The organism is Brevundimonas albigilva (assembly GCF_023503965.1).
Classification (GTDB): domain Bacteria; phylum Pseudomonadota; class Alphaproteobacteria; order Caulobacterales; family Caulobacteraceae; genus Brevundimonas; species Brevundimonas albigilva.
The window spans coordinates 1806751-1824917 of record NZ_CP097298.1; the positions used below are offsets into that span (position 1 = coordinate 1806751).

Annotated in this window: 21 protein-coding genes and 5 pseudogenes; 23 read left to right on the forward strand and 3 right to left on the reverse strand. The window is 70.6% G+C overall.

Annotated features, from left to right (window positions below; genetic code table 11):
- The first annotated feature begins 11 nt into the window (after nt 1-11).
- Nucleotides 12-398 carry a flagellar basal body rod protein FlgC gene (flgC, locus tag MU852_RS09635; RefSeq protein WP_249751912.1) on the forward strand — a complete coding sequence of 129 codons (387 nt, stop codon included), beginning with the start codon at nt 12-14 and terminating at the stop codon, nt 396-398.
- A 13-nt stretch (nt 399-411) separates the two neighbouring features.
- Nucleotides 412-714 carry a flagellar hook-basal body complex protein FliE gene (fliE, locus tag MU852_RS09640; RefSeq protein WP_249751913.1) on the forward strand — a complete coding sequence of 101 codons (303 nt, stop codon included), beginning with the start codon at nt 412-414 and terminating at the stop codon, nt 712-714.
- Nucleotides 715-731: 17 nt separating this feature from the next.
- Here fliE and MU852_RS09645 read toward each other — a convergent pair whose 3' ends face one another.
- Nucleotides 732-926, reverse strand: a complete 195-nt coding sequence (locus MU852_RS09645) for a hypothetical protein (protein ID WP_249749414.1) — start codon at nt 924-926, stop codon at nt 732-734.
- A 133-nt stretch (nt 927-1059) separates the two neighbouring features.
- Between MU852_RS09645 and MU852_RS09650 the strand changes: the two genes are divergently transcribed.
- From MU852_RS09650 to MU852_RS09710, 14 genes and pseudogenes are all read left to right on the forward strand, one after another.
- Entirely contained in the window at nt 1060-1833 is a 774-nt protein-coding gene (locus tag MU852_RS09650) for a YebC/PmpR family DNA-binding transcriptional regulator (RefSeq protein ID WP_249749415.1), read from the forward strand.
- A gap of 36 nt (nt 1834-1869) precedes the next feature.
- Nucleotides 1870-2148 (forward strand): hypothetical protein, encoded by a 279-nt coding sequence (locus MU852_RS09655; RefSeq protein ID WP_249749416.1) that lies wholly within the window; start codon nt 1870-1872, stop codon nt 2146-2148.
- Nucleotides 2149-2155: 7 nt separating this feature from the next.
- The gene (locus MU852_RS09660) at nt 2156-2422 is read left to right on the forward strand and encodes a type II toxin-antitoxin system RelE/ParE family toxin (RefSeq protein WP_249749417.1); all 267 of its coding nucleotides are present in this window, start codon (nt 2156-2158) and stop codon (nt 2420-2422) included.
- Nucleotides 2423-2497: 75 nt separating this feature from the next.
- Nucleotides 2498-3016 carry a hemerythrin domain-containing protein gene (locus MU852_RS09665; RefSeq protein ID WP_249749418.1) on the forward strand — a complete coding sequence of 173 codons (519 nt, stop codon included), beginning with the start codon at nt 2498-2500 and terminating at the stop codon, nt 3014-3016.
- A 47-nt stretch (nt 3017-3063) separates the two neighbouring features.
- Nucleotides 3064-3762, forward strand: coding sequence for an MgtC/SapB family protein (locus tag MU852_RS09670; RefSeq protein ID WP_249749419.1), 699 nt, complete (start codon nt 3064-3066; stop codon nt 3760-3762).
- A gap of 43 nt (nt 3763-3805) precedes the next feature.
- A pseudogene (ruvC, locus tag MU852_RS09675) lies at nt 3806-4297 on the forward strand (crossover junction endodeoxyribonuclease RuvC); the annotation flags it as partial.
- Between the two features lie 141 nt (nt 4298-4438).
- A complete protein-coding gene (gene ruvA / locus MU852_RS09680; RefSeq protein ID WP_249751914.1) occupies nt 4439-5056 on the forward strand; it encodes a Holliday junction branch migration protein RuvA in 618 nt (205 codons plus the stop codon).
- Nucleotides 5057-5272: 216 nt separating this feature from the next.
- Nucleotides 5273-5900, forward strand: a pseudogene (ruvB, locus tag MU852_RS18225) (Holliday junction branch migration DNA helicase RuvB); the annotation flags it as partial.
- A gap of 6 nt (nt 5901-5906) precedes the next feature.
- Nucleotides 5907-6245: a Holliday junction DNA helicase RuvB C-terminal domain-containing protein gene (locus MU852_RS18230; protein WP_430641221.1), complete on the forward strand. Its 339-nt coding sequence runs from the start codon at nt 5907-5909 to the stop codon at nt 6243-6245.
- Between the two features lie 35 nt (nt 6246-6280).
- A complete protein-coding gene (locus tag MU852_RS09690) occupies nt 6281-6673 on the forward strand; it encodes a hypothetical protein (protein WP_249749420.1) in 393 nt (130 codons plus the stop codon).
- A gap of 9 nt (nt 6674-6682) precedes the next feature.
- Nucleotides 6683-7144: a tol-pal system-associated acyl-CoA thioesterase gene (gene ybgC / locus MU852_RS09695; protein ID WP_283843576.1), complete on the forward strand. Its 462-nt coding sequence runs from the start codon at nt 6683-6685 to the stop codon at nt 7142-7144.
- A gap of 145 nt (nt 7145-7289) precedes the next feature.
- Nucleotides 7290-7601, forward strand: coding sequence for a hypothetical protein (locus MU852_RS09700; RefSeq protein ID WP_249749421.1), 312 nt, complete (start codon nt 7290-7292; stop codon nt 7599-7601).
- A 130-nt stretch (nt 7602-7731) separates the two neighbouring features.
- Nucleotides 7732-8483 (forward strand): annotated as a pseudogene (gene tolQ / locus MU852_RS09705) (protein TolQ).
- 1 nt (nt 8484) lies between these two features.
- Entirely contained in the window at nt 8485-8970 is a 486-nt protein-coding gene (locus MU852_RS09710) for an ExbD/TolR family protein (protein ID WP_249749422.1), read from the forward strand.
- A gap of 835 nt (nt 8971-9805) precedes the next feature.
- On the opposite strand, the gene MU852_RS09715 is transcribed toward MU852_RS09710, so the two are convergent.
- Both MU852_RS09715 and MU852_RS09720 read right to left on the reverse strand, forming a co-directional pair.
- A complete protein-coding gene (locus MU852_RS09715; protein ID WP_249749423.1) occupies nt 9806-10222 on the reverse strand; it encodes a TA system VapC family ribonuclease toxin in 417 nt (138 codons plus the stop codon).
- Between the two features lie 20 nt (nt 10223-10242).
- Nucleotides 10243-10470: a CopG family transcriptional regulator gene (locus MU852_RS09720; protein ID WP_249749424.1), complete on the reverse strand. Its 228-nt coding sequence runs from the start codon at nt 10468-10470 to the stop codon at nt 10243-10245.
- Nucleotides 10471-10610: 140 nt separating this feature from the next.
- On the opposite strand from MU852_RS09720, the pseudogene tolB reads away from it, so the two are divergent.
- From tolB to ftsH, 7 genes and pseudogenes are all read left to right on the forward strand, one after another.
- Nucleotides 10611-11997: pseudogene (tolB, locus tag MU852_RS09725) on the forward strand (Tol-Pal system beta propeller repeat protein TolB).
- A gap of 317 nt (nt 11998-12314) precedes the next feature.
- Complete coding sequence (gene pal / locus MU852_RS09730) at nt 12315-12701, forward strand: peptidoglycan-associated lipoprotein Pal (RefSeq protein ID WP_249749425.1); 387 nt, start codon at nt 12315-12317, stop codon at nt 12699-12701.
- Nucleotides 12702-12808: 107 nt separating this feature from the next.
- Nucleotides 12809-13930: a DUF3667 domain-containing protein gene (locus tag MU852_RS09735; protein ID WP_249749426.1), complete on the forward strand. Its 1122-nt coding sequence runs from the start codon at nt 12809-12811 to the stop codon at nt 13928-13930.
- Between the two features lie 50 nt (nt 13931-13980).
- Nucleotides 13981-14847: a tol-pal system YbgF family protein gene (locus MU852_RS09740; protein WP_249749427.1), complete on the forward strand. Its 867-nt coding sequence runs from the start codon at nt 13981-13983 to the stop codon at nt 14845-14847.
- Entirely contained in the window at nt 14838-15356 is a 519-nt protein-coding gene (locus MU852_RS17405) for a PP-loop family protein (RefSeq protein WP_283843577.1), read from the forward strand. The genes MU852_RS09740 and MU852_RS17405 overlap by 10 nt, the downstream gene beginning before the upstream one ends.
- A complete protein-coding gene (locus MU852_RS09745; RefSeq protein WP_283843578.1) occupies nt 15278-16204 on the forward strand; it encodes a PP-loop family protein in 927 nt (308 codons plus the stop codon). Before MU852_RS17405 ends, MU852_RS09745 begins: the two co-directional genes overlap by 79 nt.
- Nucleotides 16201-18158 (forward strand): annotated as a pseudogene (gene ftsH, locus MU852_RS09750) (ATP-dependent zinc metalloprotease FtsH). The gene MU852_RS09745 and the pseudogene ftsH overlap by 4 nt, the downstream one beginning before the upstream one ends.
- Nucleotides 18159-18167: the final 9 nt, after the last annotated feature.

Below are 18167 nucleotides of genomic sequence, written 5' to 3' on the forward strand. Positions count from 1 at the left end.
CCAACTCCGCCATGGCCGTGGCCGCCTCCGCCCTCAAGGCGCAGCAGTCGCGCATGCGCATCATCGCCGAGAACATCGCCAATGCGCAGTCGACGGCGCGCACGCCGGGCGGCGAACCCTATCGTCGCCAGACGCCGGTTTTCCAGCCGCGCGAGGTCGCCGGCGCCACCGGCGTGGCCCTGGCCGAGGTGCGGCCCGACCAGAGCGACTTCAAGATGGACTACGACCCGTCGCACCCGGCCGCGAACGCGCAAGGCTATGTGATGCGGCCCAACGTCGACACCCTGGTGGAGGCGATGGACATGCGCGAAGCGCAGCGCGCCTATGAGGCCAATCTGAACGTCATCGAGACGGCGCGGTCGATGGACATGCGCACCCTCGACATCATCAAGCGCTAGGGGCTGAGCCGTGATGAATCCGATGATGGCCGCCCGCGCCTACGCCGCCGTCCAGGGCGGGGCCATGCCCACAGCCACGCCCGCGCCCCAGGCCGGGGACGGCGGCTTCGCCGACCTGGTCAAGTCGGCCATGACCGACATGAGTCAGCAGTCGCGCGCGGCCGAGACCCAGATGACCCAGGCCATCGCCGGCCAGGGCAATCTGATCGACGTCGTGACCGCGCTCAGTTCGGCCGAAGCGTCGTTGGAAACCGTGATCTCGGTTCGCGACCAGGTGATATCGGCCTACAAGGAAATCATGGCCATGCCGATCTGACGGCCGGCCAGACGGCCTCAGTCGTCCAGGCGCCCCATCAGGAACAGGGCGCCGACGGCGGTCAGGGCCCCCAGGGCGAAGGCGCTGATCACGGCGCCGGTGACGGCCGCGGTCGACAGGGTGATGGGACGCGCCTCGTACCATTCGACGATGTCGGCGTCGTCGAAGGCCTCGTCCTCGTGATCCTCGATGATGACGTCGGGGGCGGTCATGGGGGTGCTCCGTATTCCGTGTCGGTTCAATCCGTGCGCACGGCGACGGTTCCCGCGCAACCCCCGTCGTGACACGCAAGCGCCCATCCGCTAGGACGCGCGGCTCAGGTTTCAGACTTTCGAAGACGATCCCATGGCCGGCCATTCCAAGTTCAAGAACATCATGCACCGCAAGGGGCGGGCCGACGCGGCGCGCTCCAAGCTGTTCTCCAAGCTGTCGCGCGACATCACCGTGGCGGCAAAGTCGGGCCTGCCGGACCCGGCCATGAACCCGCGCCTGCGCCTGGCGGTAAATAACGCCAAGGCCGAGAGCCTGCCCAAGGACGTGATCCAGCGCGCCATCAACAAGGCGACCTCGGGCGACGCCGACACGATGGAGGAAATCCGCTACGAGGGCCGCGGCCCCGGCGGCGTCGGCGTCATCGTCGAAGCCCTGACCGACAACCGCAACCGCGCCGGTTCGAACATCCGGGCCGCCTTCTCCAAGAACGGCGGGGCGCTGGGCGAGATGAACTCGGTCGCCTTCATGTGGGACAAGGTCGGCAAGATCGTCTATCCGGCCGAGGCGGGCAGCGAGGACGCCGTGATGGAGGCCGCCATCGAGGCCGGCGCCCAGGACGTCGAGAGCGACCTGGAGAAGCCCGACATCTACGAGGACGCGCCCGGCCACACCATCTGGACCGCCTTTGAGGACCTGAACGAGGTGGCCGAGGCCATGTCCAAGGTGCTGGGCGACCCCAAGTCCACCGCCATCGTCTGGAAGCCCCAGTCCGAGGTGCCGGTCAGCGGCGACGCGGTCGGGACCCTGTTCAAGCTGCTGGACGCGCTGGACGCCGAGGACGACGTCTCGGCCGTCTATTCCAACGAGGACGTCTCGGACGAAGACGCGGCCAAGTACGCGGGGTGATTTCCGCGAGGGCGGCGGCCGTGATACGGTCGCTGCATGACCGTGCATGCGACCATCGCCCTGGACGAGGCCGTGAAGGCCAAGCTGGACGCCCTGGCGAACGCCCGACAGGCCCCGATCGGCGACATCGTCGCCATGGCGGTGTGGGACATGGCGGTGGAGGAAGAGGCGACGCCCTTTGCGTCCACAGACGAGGAAACGGCCTTTGAGGCCGCCGTGGACAAGGGTCTGAAGTCGCTGGAAGAAGGCCGCCTTCATCCGCAAGAGGACGTGGTCGCCGCCCTGGCCGCGCAACGCGCCGCCCGCAGGGGATGAGGGTCGATTGGTCGGACGAGGCGTTGCGGATCTGCTCGACGCCTACGCCTTCATCGCCGCCGACAATCCCTCGGCCGCCGAACGCGTTCAGGATCGTCTGGTCGAGGCGGCGCGCACTCTGCGCGACCTGCCCAATAGAGGCCGTGAAGGCCGCAAGCACGGCACGCGTGAACTGAAGGTTTCGGATACGCCCTATCTGATCGTCTACACGGTCGGCGGCGAGGCGGTCACAATCCTTCGCCTCTGGCACGGCGCGCGCAAACCGTTTGAATAGAGCGAGTCGTTCGCACGGAACCGGGCCGCGCGCCGGGCGTATCGAGGCTTCACCGTTGCGACCGGAGCGCCCCCGATGGACATCACCCAGCTGATCCTGGACGACCACGCCGAGCAGCGTCGGCTGTTCGCCATCATCGAACAGATCGACCCCAAGGACACGGACGCCCTGACGAAGGTCTGGAGCCGGCTGTTGGCCTTTCTGGACGTGCACGCCGAGGCCGAGGAACGGTTCTTCTATCCGCAGCTGCTGAAGCTGGGCGAAGGCGCCAACGACGCCGAGGACGGCACCGTCGAGGGCGAGACCGAGGACGCCATCGAGGACCACAACAAGCTGCGCGACGCCGTCAAGGCCGTGGCCGCGCACGCGGTCGGCTCCAAGGCGTGGTTCGAGGCGGTGGGCCAGGCCAATGTCGTCAACTCCAAACACATGGGCGAGGAAGAGCGCCAGGGTCTGACCGATTTCCGCATCAACGCGGACGTCGCCGTGCGCCACGACCTGGCGGTCCGGTTCGCGGCCTTCGAGGCCGAGCACATCACGGGCGTCAAGCCGGTGAACAAGGACCCGGAACACTACGTCGACGCGCACGCCTGAGACGATCCGTCCCCGGAACATCCGAAAAGCGCCGCCGTTGAAGGCGGATGAACCTGGAGAATCTTCCCGACGCCTTCCTGCCGATCCTGGGCGCCGTCGTCGCCGGCGGCGTGATCGGGCTGGAGCGCGAATGGCGCGGACGCGCGGCGGGGTTCCGCACCCACATCCTGGTCAGCCTGGCCTCGGCCCTGCTGATGCTGGCGGCCATGTCGCAGGCGGACTGGGCCTTCCGCGCCCTGCCGGACGAGAACATCGTCACCGATCCCACCCGCATGGCGCACGGGGTGCTGACCGGCATCGGCTTCCTGTGCGCGGGGGTGATCTTCCGCACCGGTTTTTCCATCCACGGCCTGACCACGGCGGCGTCGCTGTGGATCACCTCGGCCCTGGGGCTGCTGTTCGGGGCGGGCCTCTACGGCCTGGGGGCGGCGGGAACCGTGGTGACGGCGCTGATCCTGATCGGCCTGAGGCTGATCAGCCGCAACCTGCCCGCCCGCATCCTGGCGGACGTGGAGGTCGCCTGGGCGCGCGGGGACGAAGCGACGGGTCAGGCGGTCGTGGCGGCGGTGAAGACCGTGGACCCCGCGCCGCGATCGGACCGGCTGGAACTGGTCGACGAGGGGCGGCTGCAACGTCGCGCCTGGCGCCTGAAGGTGACGGCGGACGGCGATCTCCTGACGCTGGGCGAGGCGCTTCGCCGCCTGCCCGGGGTGGCGGCCTACCGGCTGGACCCGCGCGACGACTGACGGGTTCATTGCTCGCTAACCGTCTTTGGGGCATGAGGAACGGATGGCGAACGACTCCATCCGAATCCTGGGGCTGGACCCCGGCCTGCGGCGCACCGGATGGGGCGTGGTGGCGGCCGAGGGCGCGCGGCTGCGCTGGGTCGCCCACGGGGTGGTGACGCCGCCCGAGGCCGCGCCCTTCGCCGAACGGCTGGTGCACTTGCTGGACCATGTGGGGGCGATCTGCGCCGAACACGGCTGCGAGGAGGCGGCGGTCGAGGAGGTGTTCGTCAACGTCAATCCGGCCTCGACGCTGAAGCTGGGCCATGCGCGGGCGGCGGTGATGCTGGCGCCGGCCAAGGCGGGGCTGACGGTGGCGGAATATTCGCCGAACCTGATCAAGAAGGCGGTGGTCGGCGCCGGCCACGCCGACAAGAGCCAGATCGCCTTCATGGTCAAACGCCTGCTGCCCACCGCCGGAGACGTGAAGGCCGACGCCGCCGACGCCCTGGCCGTGGCCATCACCCACGCGCAGTTGAGGAAGCATCGGATCCTCGCCCGCATTGCGGGGGAGGCGGACCGCGAAGCGGTGGACGGGGCGAACCGAAGCACCATGCCTGAGGTCGCCCCATCCGTCACGACGCAAGGGCGTCGCGGTCCCCCTCCCCGTACCGCTTCGCTTCACGGGGAGGATCGCGTGATCGGGCGTCTGCGGGGCGTGCTGGCCGAGGTCGGAGAGGCGGACTGCCTGATCGACTGCGGCGGCGTGGGCTATGTGGCGTCGTGCGGGGCGCGCACCCTGGGCCGCCTGCCGGCGCCGGGCGACGAGGCGACCCTGCACATCCATTCGCAGTGGAGCGAGGACGCCGGGCCGCGCCTTTACGGCTTTCTGACCCGCGACGAGCGGCGGGCCTTCACCACCCTTCTGGCCATCCAGGGGGTCGGGCCCAAGGCGGCGCTGGCGGTGCTGGACGTCCTGCCGCCCGGCGAACTGGCGGGCGCGGTGGCGCGCGAGGACAAGGCGGCGGTGGCGCGCGCCAACGGCGTGGGACCCAAGCTGGCGCTGCGGATCGTCACCGAGCTGAAGGGCAAGCCGCTGGGCGAGGCGACCTTCGCCCCGAGCGCATCCGGCGTTCATGCCGAGGCGGCGCCCCCGCCGCCCTCGATAACGGGAGAAGCCGTGTCGGCCCTGCTGAGTCTGGGCGTGGTCGAGGTCAATGCGCGCCGGGCCGTGGACCAGGCCCTGATCCGCCTGGGCGAGGACGCCGACCTGTCCGCCGTGATCCGCGCGGCCCTGCAGGAGCTGGGGCGGTGAATTTTTATTCCCCGATCATCCCGGCGAAAGCCGGGACCCAGTGCTTTGGGCGCTCAGGTGCTGATTTGAGAACACCGAAAGGCGTCCCGCGTCTCGCGGTGCGAAAGAACTGGGTCCCGGCTTTCGCCGGGATGAGCGGAATTTCAATATGACCCGCGTCATCTCTCCAGAAGCAGAAACCGGCGAGCTTACGACCGCGCCCTGCGGCCCCAGACCCTGTCCGAATTCGTCGGCCAGTCGCAGGCCAAGGGCAACCTCAAGGTCTTCATCGACGCCGCGCGCGGTCGGGCCGAGGCGCTGGACCATGTGCTGCTGTTCGGACCGCCGGGCCTGGGCAAGACCACCCTGGCGCAGATCGTGTCGCGCGAACTGGGCGTCGGCTTTCGCGCCACGTCCGGGCCGATCCTGGCCAAGGCCGGCGATCTGGCGGCCATCCTGACCAATCTGGAGCCGCGCGACGTCCTGTTCATCGACGAGATCCATCGGCTGAGCCCCCAGGTGGAGGAGATCCTCTATCCGGCGATGGAGGACCATGTGCTGGACCTGATCATCGGCGAGGGGCCGTCGGCGCGCTCGGTGCGGATCGACCTTGCGCCCTTCACCCTGGTCGGGGCGACGACGCGGGCGGGCCTGCTGGCCACGCCGCTGCGCGACCGGTTCGGCATTCCGCTGCGGCTGGAATTCTACACGCCGGAGGAACTGTCGGCGGTGGTGCGCGGCGCGGCGCGCAAGATGGGCGCGGGCATCGACGAGGGCGGCGCGCGCGAGATCGCGACGCGGGCGCGGGGCACCCCGGATCGCCGGCCGGCTGCTGCGCCGGGTGCGCGATTTCGCCGACGCCGACGGCAGCGTGACCATCACCAAGGCGGTCGCCGCGCGCGCCCTGTCGCGGTTGGAGGTGGACGAGGCGGGCCTGGACAGCCTGGACCGGCGCTTCCTGAAGGCGCTGATCGAGAACTACGGCGGCGGTCCGGTCGGCATGGACACCCTGGCGGCGGCGATCGCCGAGGCGCGCGACGCCGTCGAGGACGTGATCGAACCCTATCTGCTGCAGCAGGGCTTCATCATGCGCACCCCGCGCGGGCGGATGGCCTGCGCGCGCGCCTACGCCCACCTGGGCCTGACCCCGCCGCCCCAGCCCCCGCCTTCGGGGGCCGTCGCCGCGCCGGACCTGTTCGACGAGCGCTGAGTTGCGCCGCCCGGCGATCGGTGCATCATCGGCGCATGGAGACGCCGCCGTCCCGCCTGGTCTTTCGGCTCCGCCCGCTGACGCTGGCGCTGGGCGCCGTCCTGATCGGGCTGATCGCCTTGGCCGGCTGGAACTGGTCGCGCCGGCCGCCCGCGCCGCCGGCCGAGCCGGCCCAGGCCCGCACCGCGCGCCAGGTGCGCGAACAGGCGGGACCGGCGGCCGAGCTGCGCCAGGCCGAGGCGGGCCAGAGGCGCGCGGTCTGCGGCTATATCGGGCGGACGCGCGGCGGGCCGGCGGTCGGCTTCGTCTCGACCCCCAACCGCATCCTGTTCAGCGACGATCCCCTGCCCAAGGAGTTCGCCGAGATGCGCGCCCGCTATTGCCCCGGCTTCATGCAGGGGCCTCCGCAGCCGCCGCCGATGCGCTAGACTGGCGCCATGAGCGACGATCTTCCTACCGCCGGCCGCTTCGACGGGCGCGACCACCTCTTGCCGGTGCGCGTCTATTACGAGGACACCGATTTCACCGGCCTGGTCTATCACGCTAACTATGTCCGCTATTTCGAGCGGGGGCGGTCGGACTTCCTGCGCGCCATCGGCGTGGGCCACGCCGACCTGCTGGCCGAGGACGAGCCGCTGGCCTTCGTGGTGTCGGAACTGAACATCAAATATCTGAAGCCCGCCCGCATCGACGACGCCCTGGTGGTGCGCACCGTCTATGAGTCGGTGAAGGGCGTGCGGCTGATCATCCGCCAGACGGTGGAGCGGGCCGGCCAGGTGCTGTGCCGCGCCGAGGTGGTCGCCGTCTGCATCCACCTGGACGGTCGGCCGCGTCGGCCGACGCGGGCCCTGGTCGAAAAAGTCACGCCGTGGCTGGCGGGCGATCGGGCGGCGGGCTAGGCAGGGAAGACGCGGAGAGACGCCATGACGCAATCGGATCGCCAGGTCGTGACCTTCACCGTCACGGCGTTCGTGCTGGGCCTGCTTTGCTGGGCTGGGCGGCGGCCTTGTCGGATGCCCGCACTACAAGGTGTGGGAGCGCAAGATGGCGGGCCAGGCCGAGCTTCAGTACCAGCAGGGCGCGCGTCAGGCCCTGATCGCCCAGGCCGCGGCCGAGGACGAGGCCGCGATCAAGCGCGCCGAGGCGGCGACCCGCCGGGTGCTGGGCTGGACCGATGCGGCCAGGCGCGGCTGCGCCGCCCTGGATCGGCCGGGCGACCGGGCCTGCGAGGAGCAGCTGCTGCGCGACGCCGCCACCTATTCCATCGCCAAGGAAGGCCACGAGGGCGTGATCATCAGCGTCGGCGCCCCGGTGTCGGTCGCGGTCGATCCCAACCGCCCCCGCGCGGCCGAGTAAGCTTTCCTTAACCGCGATGACGCCCCTGTCAGATGACGGGGCCCGCGTGCGCGTCTAGACCCCGCCACACAAAGGTCACGCCGCCTCGCTGGATAGGCGCGACTGTCCCGATTCCTGCCGGAGCGCCCGAATGACCCCGCCCGCCGACGCCTCCATGCTCAATCCGGTCGAGCTGTTCCTGACCGCCGACTGGGTGGTGAAAAGCGTGATGATCGGACTGGCGGCCGCCTCGCTCTGGTCGTGGACGATCATCATCGACAAGGCCGTGCGCTTCGCCCGGCTGAACCGCCAGGCCGACGACTTCGAAAAGGCGGTCCAATCGGGCCGGTCGCTGGAGGAGGTGGCCGCCCAGGCCGGGCCGAACCCCGAGCACGCCCTGCCGCGCATGCTGGTCATCGCCCTGTCGGACTGGCGCGAGGCGCGCCAGCGCGGGGCCATGAACGAACACCAGGGCGAACTGCTGATGACCCGCATCGACCGGGCCGCCGACAGCCTGATCGCGCGCGAGGGCCAGCGGATCGAAAGCGGCCTGGGCGTGCTGTCGATCGTCGCCACCGCCTCGCCCTTCATCGGCCTGTTCGGCACGGTGTGGGGGATCATGAACGCCTTCGACCGCATCGCGGCGGCCGGCAACACCAATCTGACCACGTGGCGCCGGCCATCGCCGAGGCCCTGTTCGCCACCGCCATCGGCCTGGGCGCGGCGATCCCCGCCTATATCGCCTACAACAAGTTCTCGATCGACGCGGGCAAGTTCACCGGCCGGCTGGAGAGCTTCGCCGACGACTTGCAGGCCGCCGTGGCGCGCCGGCTGGGGGCCCCGTCCGCGCCGCCGCCCCCGCCCGCGCCGCCGTCGGGCCTGAACCTGAACCGGAGCCTCTGACATGGCCCTGGGCGGAGGCGGCGCGGCCCGGCCGGGCCGGCGCGGCAGGCGGGGGCGCAAGGGCCCTCTGACCGAGATCAACGTCACGCCGCTGGTCGACGTGATGCTGGTGCTGCTGATCATCTTCATGATCTCGGCGCCCCTGCTGACGGTGGGCGTGCCCCTGGAGCTGCCGCAGACCGACGCCAGCGCGGTCGAGACGGACAATGAACCGCTGACGGTCTCGGTCGACCAGCAGGGGGCCATCTTCATCGGCGAGGGCGAGACCTCGTTCGACGACCTGGCCGCGCGGCTGCTGACCGAGGCGGGCGGGTCCGAACAGGCGACGCAGCGTCCGGTGTTCGTGCGCGCCGACGGCCGGGCGCCCTATCAGGCGGTGGCGCGCGTGATGGCGCGGCTCAGCGCCTCGGGCTTCACCAAGCTGAACCTGATCACCGACACCGCCCCCACGACCACCCCCGGTTCCGCCCCGGCGGCCGGAGGCTGACCTTGCGTCGTCCCAGCCCCGCGATCCTCGGCTCCATCGCCCTGCACGCCGGGGTGGTCGCGCTCGCCTTCGTGTCGTGGCCGCGCGAGCGCGACGCGCCCAAGCCGCTGGTCAATTCGGTGCCGGTCTCGATCGTGTCCGACGTCCAGATCGCCGCCGCTCCGGCCGACAACCCCCAGCCGGAGCCCTCGCCCGACGATGCGGCGACCGCGCCGATCAGCGCCCCGGAAGAGCCGACGCCTCCGGCTCCGGACCCGACGCCGCCGCCGCCCGCGCCGTCGCCGCAGCCGCGTCCGGCCCCGCGTCCGACGCCGTCCCCGCCGCGCCCCACGCCGCCCCGGCCGACCCCGCCCCAGCCTCGGCCGCCGGAAAAGGCGCGCCCCACGCCGCCGCGCCCCGATCCGACGCCCCCGCGCCCCGCGCCCAGGCGCGAGGAGCCCAGCCTTGACCTGGACGCCCTGGCCGGCCCGACGCGCCCGACCAACAACCGCGGCCGCCCGGCGACCGGCCAACAGGGCGCCGGTCAGGCCAGTCAGGCGACGGGTCCGCAAGTCACGGCCATCTTCAACCAGGTCTATCCGAACTGGAACCTGCCCTGCGACATCCCCGGCGCGGACCAGTTGCGCATCCAGGTCGATCTGACGCTGTCGGCGGACGGTCGGATCACGCGCGGCCCGACCCTGGTCAGTCCGCAGTCCAGCGCGGTCTATCGCGCCGCGGCCGATGGGGCGCTCAGAGCGCTGCGCCAGACCGCGCCGTTCGACGTGCCGGAGGGGTTCCCGGCGGAGCCTATCGCCCGACCTTCAACACTGAGCGCGCCTGCCGGAACCGCTGATCAGCGGGTGTCGGCGATCAGATGGAGGGCCGCTCGCCCGCCCTTGACGGCGTCCGGCGAAAGGCGGCGGTCAAAGGTCGCCAGAAGGCCGCCGTTCGAGACCGCCAAGGCCAGCAGATAAGCATCCGTGATTTGTTCAGGTGCGGTCAGGGCCGACGGGTTGAACAGCCGGCCGTTCGCCAGACTGACCGTATCGGGCCAGAAGACGTGTCCTCGCATGTCGCGCAGAAGGTCGAGGATTCGAAGCACTTCGGACGGAGGGCCGACCGGATTGCGATAGCGGTTGCTGCCGACGATCCGGACCAAACCGTTCTCGGTGATCGGACAGGTCGCCCAGGAAGCGACGGCCTCGCGATGAAACCAGGCATTCGCCGGATCGTGAAAGACGTGACGCGGATCGACCAGGGCGATCAGCACGTTGACGTCCAGCAAATAGGTCAAGGCAGTTCGTCGCGCAGCGCGTTGACGTCTTCCAATGTGACCATCGGTCCCGGCCGATCGGGCAGAAGAGGGACGCCATTGCGGAAACGGGTCGTCGTCGGTCGTTTTTGCAACGTCTGTCGCGCAAGTTCGGACAGGACTTCCCCGACTGTGCGGTCTTGATGCGCCGCGATGGCCCTCGCGGCGTTCAGCACGTCGTCGTCGATGGCCAGGGTGGTGCGCATGGGGCGAATATAATGCATCACGCATCACGCATCAACGTGACGACCTCGTCCGCAAAGTCGCCCCATTCGCCGTGAAGCTGGCGATTACGGCCGGGCCCGGCGATAAGGGCCGTCGAGCCTTTGACGATCGGGAGCCCATCATGCGTCTGAACCCCCTGCTGGCGTCCGCCGCGGCCCTGGCGCTGGCGGCGTCTGGCCTGTCCCAGGCCCAGGCTTCCGGACAAACCCCCGGCCAGCCGGCGCAGACCGGCGCGCCTGTGGAGGTCGAGATCGATCAGGGCGTGCTTCGTCCCTTCCAGATCGCCATCGTGCCCTTCACCGGCGAACGGGGCCGCGACATCTCGGACGTGGTCAGCGGCAATCTGCGCCGCTCGGGCTTCTTCGAGCCGATGAACCCCGCCGGCTTCATCGAGACGGGCCTGACCCTGGCCAATGCGCCGAACTTTCCGCAATGGACCCAGATCGGCGCCCAGGCCGTGCTGTACGGCGGCGTGACGACGCGGGCCGACAACCGGCTGGACGTCGGTTTCCGGCTCTATGATCCCTATCGCCAGTGCCAGCTGGTCAGCTACCAGTTCACCGCCACGCCGGAGCAGTACCGCCGCATCGCGCACAAGATCTCGGACATGATCTACCAGCGCATGACCGGCGAGCCCGGCTTCTTCGACACCCGGGTCATCTTCGTGTCCGAGGAAGGCGACGCGCTGAACCGCAAGAACCGCCTGACCATCGTGGACCAGGACGGCTATCAGCCGGTGTTCCTGACCCAGGGCGACGAGGATCATGTCGCCCCGCTTCTCGGCCTCGCAGCCGGACGAGGTCACCTATGTGGCGCTGGGCAAGGACTACAGCCGCATCTATCTGTACAACCTGACCACCGGCCGGCGGGAATCGCTGGGCGAGTTCGACGGCCAGGTGCTGGCGCCGCGCTTTTCCAACGACGGCAACAAGGTCGCCTTCTCGATCATCCGGGGCGGCAACACCGACATCTATGTGATGGACCTGCGCAGCCGGCAGCTGTCGCGCCTGACGTCCGATCCGGGCATCGACACCTCGCCGTCGTTCAGCCCCGACGGGTCTATGATCGTCTTCAACTCGGACCGGTCGGGTTCGCCGCGCCTCTATGTCATGCGCGCCGACGGATCGGGCCAGCGGCCGATCAGCCGGGGCGGCGGCAGCTACACCGCCCCGTCGTGGAGCCCGCGCGGCGACCTGATCGCCTTCACCAAACAGTCCGGCGGCCGCTTCTCCACCGGCGTGATGGACGCCAACGGCGGCAACGAGCGCATCCTGTCGTCCAGCTATTTCGAGGAAGGCCCCAGCTGGGCCCCCAACGGCCGCTATGTGATGTTCGCGCGCCAGACGCGCGGCGGCGACACCCGGCTGTGGACGGTGGACCTGTCGGGACGGGTAGTCGCTCAGGCGGGCTATAACGGGCGCGGCACCGATCCGGCCTGGTCGCCGCTGCTGGACGCGCCGGCGGACAACATCGGCATCGGCCAAGGTCCGGACAGCTGCCCGTCCTGATCTCGCCGCACGGCGTTCGGCCGGAAGCGGAGCCTTTCGGCTCAACACTGCGTTATCGCGACTGGCGCCGCAAAAGCGCCCGGCGCAAGACTTACGGCCACGCTTGAGGCCGCCGTCCTCAGAACAGAACTCCCAGGAGACGACCCGATGAAATCCTCCAAACTGATGACCCTGGCCCTGGTGGGCTGCGCCGTCGCCGCCATGGCCGCCTGCACGCGTCGCCCGGTCGAGGGCGCGGTGCCGACCGGCCGGAGACCCAGGTCCCCGCCGGCCCCGCCTATCCGACCGCCCCGACCGGTCCCGTCACCGGCGGCCAGGTGGGCTCGGCCATTCCGGGCTCGGAACAGGACTTCGTCGTCAACGTCGGCGACCGCATCTACTTCGACCTGGACAGCACCGAGGTCCGGCCCGAGGCCATGCCGCGCCTGGACGCCCAGGCCCAGTGGCTGATGCGCTATCCGGCGGTCACCGTCCGCATCGAGGGCAACGCCGACGAACGCGGCACCCGCGAGTACAACCTGGCCCTGGGCGCGCGCCGGGCCGAGGCGGTGCGGTCCTATCTGGTCAATCGCGGCGTGCCCGCCGGCCGCATCGACACCATCAGCTTCGGCAAGGAACGCCCGATCGCCGAGGGTTCGAACGAGGAGGCCTGGGCCCGCAACCGCAACGCCCACACCGCGGTGGTCTCCGGCGCCCAGCGCTGAGACGCCTCGACAGGATCTGAACGGAGGCGTCGGCCCAGGCCGGCGCCTCTTTTCTTTGGCCGCCGTCATCCTCTAGGTAGGGCTTGGGCAGCCAGGGGGATCGGCGCGTGGACATCGAAGGGGCCGGCGGCGCCATCACCGGGGGACTGGTCGCCGGTGCGATCGAGAAGCCGACCGGCAAGGCCGGCGAGGGCCATCACGGCGTCTGCAGCGACTGCGGCGCCGGGGTCAGCGGCAACTTCTGCTCCAACTGCGGACAGTCGACCCATTCGCATCGCACCCTGCTGCATCTGGGCGAGGAGCTGCTGCACGGGGTGATGCATTTCGACGGCCGCATCTGGCGCACCCTGCCGCTGCTGGCCTTCAACCCCGGGCGTCTGACGCGGGAGTGGGTGCAGGGCCGGCGCACGCGTTACGTCTCGCCGCTGGCGATCTTCCTGTTCACCCTGTTCGTCATGTTCTTCGCCTTGAGCTTCGCGCCGCACAAGGCGCCGGCGGACATCCTGCCCGACCAGATCGCGGGCCAGAGAACGGCCGTCGCCGAGGTCCAGGCCAACCTCGATCGGGTGAAAGCCGAACACGCCGCCGATCCCGACCCGGTCGCCGCGCGCGCGCTTCAGATCGCCGAGCAGGTGGTGGTCCGCGAGCGGGCCAAGCTGGCCCAGCTGGAGCGTGAGCTGCGCGACGGCCGGGCCGACGGCCTGACGCCGGGCAGCTGGCAGGCCAGCCTCAAGGACATGGCGGCCGGGGACGCCGAGGGCGCCAAGACCGCAGGCCACGACGCCAAGGCGGAAGGCCACGGCATGGGCGCCACCATCGTCAAGAAGCTGCAGAACCCGGACCTGGCGCTCTACAAACTGCAGCAGACGCTGTACAAATTCGCCTTCCTGCTGGTGCCGCTGTCGATCCCGTTCGTGGCGTCGCTGTTCCTCTGGAAGCGGGGGTTCACCCTCTACGACCACGGGGTTTTCGTCCTGTATTCCCTGACCTTCATGGCGATGCTGCTGATGGTCATGGTGGTGGCGGCGACCCTGTCGCGGACGCTGGGCGGGATCGTCATCCCCCTGGGGGTGCTGGCCGTGCCCGTGCACATGTTCGCCCAGATGAAGGGCGCCTACGGGCTGAGCATCTTCTCCGCCCTGTGGCGGACGCTGCTGCTGATGGTCTTCTGCACGATCATCATCGCCCTGTTCGTGACGGCCATCGTCTATATGGGCCTGGGGCATTGAGACGCCGCTGACGCCTTGCGGCGGCCCCAAATCGGTGGAACCTAGCAGCCATGACGCTCAAGCTCCCTCGCTCCCGCCGCCTCCGCGCCGTTTCCGCCGCCGCGCTCGGCCTGTCCCTGATCGCCGGCGCGCTGACCGCCGGCGGCGCCGTCGCCTGGCAGGCCCAGCCCAACATCATGGAGCGGACCCAGTGGGACAACCGGCGCCTGGAGCAGCTGGACCGCAACGTCCGCCGGCTGGAGCGGGCCCTGACCCAGAGGAACGCCGCCGGCCAGCCGGTGCTGGTCGAACCCGATCCCGAAGTGGTGGCGCTTCAGGGCCGCGTCGACCTGATGGACCGGCGTCTGTCCGACATCGAGGCCACGGTGCGGCGCATCAACGCCGACAACGAGCGCCTGACCTTCCAGCTGGACGAATCCCAGCGCGACAACACCGCCCTTCGTTCGCGACTGACGGACGCGGAGACGCGGCTGCAGAAGCTGGAGACCCAGGCCGAGCTGAACGCCCCCATCGTCGCGGACTCGCCGACCGGCGACGCGGGTCGCGACCTGGCGGCGGCCGTGACCCTGCTGGGGCAGGATCGCCCCCGGGGCGCGCGGGCGCTGGAAACCCTGGTCGCCGCCTGGCCCGACACGCCCCAGGCGCGCGAGGCCAACTCCCGCCTGGGCGACCTGCGCGTGTCGGCGAACGACAAGGCCGGCGCCGTGCCCTATTACGCCGCCGCCCTGAAGGACTGGCCCCGCATCGGCTGGGCCGCGGAGACGACTCTGAAGCTGGCCGACGCCCTGATCGCCACCGACCGCAAGACGCAGGGGTGCGCCGCCCTGTCCGAGTTCAACCGTCGCTACGCCGAGACGGCCTCGGCCACGCTGAAGACGCGGGCGGGCCAGATGCGAACCGCCGCCGGTTGCAGCTGAGCGATCCCGTCCGGGAGGGTCGCGACGCCCTGGCCGCGCGCGTGGCCGGGCGGCTGGACCGCCGGCTGTCCAAGGCCGATCCCGCGCCCGTCGCCCTGGCCCTGTCCGGCGGCGGGGATTCCCTGGCGCTGCTGCTGACGGCGGCGGCGTGGGCGAGGGCGCACGGGCGGCCGCTGCTGGCCCTGACGGTCGATCACCGCCTGCAAGCCGAAAGCGCCGGCTGGAGCCGCTTCGCGTCCGAGGCCGCACGCGCGGCCGGCGCCGACTGGCGCGGCCTGGCCTGGGACGGACCCAAGCCCGCGCGGGGTCTGACGGCGGCGGCGCGCGCGGCGCGTCACCGCCTGATCGCCGACGCCGCGCGCGAGGCGGGGGCGCGCGTCGTCCTGACCGGCCACACGCCGACGACATCGACATCGCCGAGGCCGACTGGATGCGCGACAGGGGCGCGACCCTGGGGCGGCTGCGCGACTGGTCGCCGTCGCCCGCCTGGCCCGAGGGTCGCGGCCTGATGCTGATGCGGCCGCTGCTGGCCGAGCGGCGCGGCGCCCTGCGCGCCTGGCTGGCCGCACAGGGCGCGCGCTGGATCGAGGATCCCGCCAACGGCGATCCCCGCTTCGGCCGCAGCCGGGCCCGGCTGGCGCTGGCGGGGGATGCGCCCGCCCCGAACCCTTCCCGTCCCGAGGGCCGGAGCGAGGGCGTGACGCAGTCCCGCATCGTGGTGGAGGAAGAGGGCGTGCTGGGGCTGGACCGAACCGTGGGCGCGCGAAGCCTGGCCGCCGCCCTGGTCTGCGTCGGCGGCGGGGCGACGCCGCCCCGCGGCGAACGGCTGGCGGCCCTGCTGGATCGACTGCGCGACGGCGAGGACCTGGCCGCGACCCTGGCGGGAACCCGCATCGAGGCGCGCGGCGACCGCGTTCGGCTGATGCGCGAGCCGGGCGAACTGCGGCGACGCCCCGTCGCGCCGGTTCGGCTCTCGCCCGGCCGCGAGGCGGTCTGGGACGGACGGTTCGCGTTCCGCACGGACCAGCCGGGGTGGCGGGTGGAGGCGGCGCTGGGCCGACTGGGGGCGCTGACGGACGCCGACCGGACGCGGATCGACCGGATGCCGCCGGCGGCGCGGGGCGCCTGTCCGGTCCTGATGCGGGACGACGGGATCGGGCCGGTTCTTGCAGACCCGGCCGTCGCCAGGCGCGATCTCGTCCCGGAACGGCTCGCCCTGGCGCTGGACCAAACGACGCATGAAGACGATCTGACCCGCGCCCGATGGCGTAACGCCGTGGAACGACCTATTTTCACGGACATGACATTCAGACCGGCGGCCCAGGACGGGGCGTCGGACGACCGAGGACACTCATGAACCTTCGCAATCTGGCGATCACCAGCATGATCCTTCTGGGGATGCTGGCCCTCTACGCCTTCGTGTCGCAGGGCGGCGCCATGTCCGGCGCGGCCGCGCCCGGCGGCACGGGCCGTCCCGAGGCGGTGACCTATTCCCAGCTGCTGCAACAGGTGCAGGCCGGCCAGGTCAAGGAGGCCACCATCCGCGGCGAGGACGTCACCGGCGTCTACAAGGACGATCGCCGCTTCACCTCCGTGACCGTGACGCCCAGCACCCAGCTGGTCGACGCCATGATGGCCGCCGGCGTCAACGTCGACGCCAAGAGCACCCGGCAGTCCTGGTGGGCCAGCCTGCTGATCGGCATCCTGCCCATCGCCCTGCTGGTCGGGGTGTGGATCTTCTTCATGCGCCAGATGCAGGGCGGGGCGCGCGGGGCCATGGGCTTCGGCAAGTCCAAGGCCAAGCTGCTGACCGAGCACAAGGGCAGGAAGACCTTCGACGACGTCGCCGGCGTGGACGAGGCCAAGGAGGAGCTGACCGAGGTGGTCGAGTTCCTGAAGGACCCGGCAAGTTCCAGCGCCTGGGCGGCAAGATCCCCAAGGGCGCCCTGCTGGTCGGCCCTCCCGGCACCGGCAAAACGCTGCTGGCGCGCGCCGTGGCGGGCGAGGCGGGCGTGCCCTTCTTCTCCATCTCGGGCTCTGACTTCGTGGAGATGTTCGTCGGCGTCGGCGCCAGCCGCGTGCGCGACATGTTCGAACAGGCCAAGAAGAACGCGCCCTGCATCATCTTCATCGACGAGATCGACGCCGTCGGCCGCCACCGCGGCGCGGGCCTGGGCGGCGGCAACGACGAGCGCGAGCAGACGCTGAACCAGCTGCTGGTCGAGATGGACGGCTTCGAGGCGTCCGAGAACATCATCCTGATCGCCGCCACCAACCGCCCCGACGTGCTGGACCCGGCCCTGCTGCGTCCCGGCCGCTTCGACCGCCAGGTGGTGGTGCCCAACCCCGACGTCTCGGGCCGCGAACGCATCCTGCGCGTCCACATGAAGGACGTGCCCCTGGCCGCCGACGTCAATGTGAAGACCATCGCGCGCGGCACGCCCGGCTTCTCCGGCGCCGACCTGGCCAATCTGGTCAACGAGGCGGCCCTGACGGCGGCGCGCAAGGACCGGCGCATGGTCACGCACCGCGACTTCGAGGACGCCAAGGACAAGGTGCTGATGGGCTCGGAGCGTCGCTCGATGGCGATGAACGAGGAAGAGAAGCGCCTGACCGCCTATCACGAGGCCGGCCACGCCATCGTCGCCATGAACGTCAAGATGGCCGACCCCGTCCACAAGGCGACCATCGTCCCGCGGGGCCGCGCCCTGGGCATGGTGATGCAGCTGCCGGAAGGCGACCGCTATTCGATGAAGTACCAGCAGATGATCGACCGCATCGCCATCATGGCCGGCGGCCGGGTGGCCGAGGAGCTGATCTTCGGGCCGGAGAACATCACCTCGGGCGCATCGTCCGACATCGAGCAGGCCACCAAGCTGGCCCGCGCCATGGTGACGCGCTGGGGCTTCTCCGAGAAGCTGGGCACGGTGGCTTACGGCGAGAACCAGGAAGAGGTCTTCCTGGGCCATTCGGTGGCGCGCAGCCAGAACATCTCGGAAGAGACGGCCCGCACCATCGACGAGGAGGTCCGCCGCCTGGTCACCTCCGGCTGGGACGAGGCGCGCCGCATCCTGACCGACAAGGCCCAGGACCACGAGGCCCTGTCGCAGGCCCTGCTGGAATACGAGACCCTTTCGGGCGAGGAGATCAAGGACCTGCTGGAGAAGGGCGTCGCGCCGAACCGCGACGAGAACAACTTCCCCAACGCCGGGCCTTCGGTCTCGGTGCCGGTCACGCCGGTGTCGGACGGGACCGACATCGAGGTCCCCGCGCCCAGGCCCGCCTCGACCAGCGTGCCCACGGTCCACTGATCCCGGGAC

What these genes read in the sequence shown, in the direction of transcription:
- flgC (WP_249751912.1), top strand. Translation starts at nt 12, where the DNA reads ATGGCCGTGGCCGCCTCCGCCCTCAAGGCGCAGCAGTCGCGCATGCGC.
- fliE (WP_249751913.1), top strand. Translation starts at nt 412, where the DNA reads ATGAATCCGATGATGGCCGCCCGCGCCTACGCCGCCGTCCAGGGCGGG.
- MU852_RS09645 (WP_249749414.1), bottom strand. Translation starts at nt 926, where the DNA reads ATGACCGCCCCCGACGTCATCATCGAGGATCACGAGGACGAGGCCTTC.
- MU852_RS09650 (WP_249749415.1), top strand. Translation starts at nt 1,060, where the DNA reads ATGGCCGGCCATTCCAAGTTCAAGAACATCATGCACCGCAAGGGGCGG.
- MU852_RS09655 (WP_249749416.1), top strand. Translation starts at nt 1,870, where the DNA reads ATGACCGTGCATGCGACCATCGCCCTGGACGAGGCCGTGAAGGCCAAG.
- MU852_RS09665 (WP_249749418.1), top strand. Translation starts at nt 2,498, where the DNA reads ATGGACATCACCCAGCTGATCCTGGACGACCACGCCGAGCAGCGTCGG.
- MU852_RS09670 (WP_249749419.1), top strand. Translation starts at nt 3,064, where the DNA reads ATGAACCTGGAGAATCTTCCCGACGCCTTCCTGCCGATCCTGGGCGCC.
- MU852_RS09690 (WP_249749420.1), top strand. Translation starts at nt 6,281, where the DNA reads ATGGAGACGCCGCCGTCCCGCCTGGTCTTTCGGCTCCGCCCGCTGACG.
- ybgC (WP_283843576.1), top strand. Translation starts at nt 6,683, where the DNA reads ATGAGCGACGATCTTCCTACCGCCGGCCGCTTCGACGGGCGCGACCAC.
- MU852_RS09700 (WP_249749421.1), top strand. Translation starts at nt 7,290, where the DNA reads ATGGCGGGCCAGGCCGAGCTTCAGTACCAGCAGGGCGCGCGTCAGGCC.
- MU852_RS09710 (WP_249749422.1), top strand. Translation starts at nt 8,485, where the DNA reads ATGGCCCTGGGCGGAGGCGGCGCGGCCCGGCCGGGCCGGCGCGGCAGG.
- MU852_RS09720 (WP_249749424.1), bottom strand. Translation starts at nt 10,470, where the DNA reads ATGCGCACCACCCTGGCCATCGACGACGACGTGCTGAACGCCGCGAGG.
- MU852_RS09740 (WP_249749427.1), top strand. Translation starts at nt 13,981, where the DNA reads ATGACGCTCAAGCTCCCTCGCTCCCGCCGCCTCCGCGCCGTTTCCGCC.
- MU852_RS09745 (WP_283843578.1), top strand. Translation starts at nt 15,278, where the DNA reads ATGCGCGACAGGGGCGCGACCCTGGGGCGGCTGCGCGACTGGTCGCCG.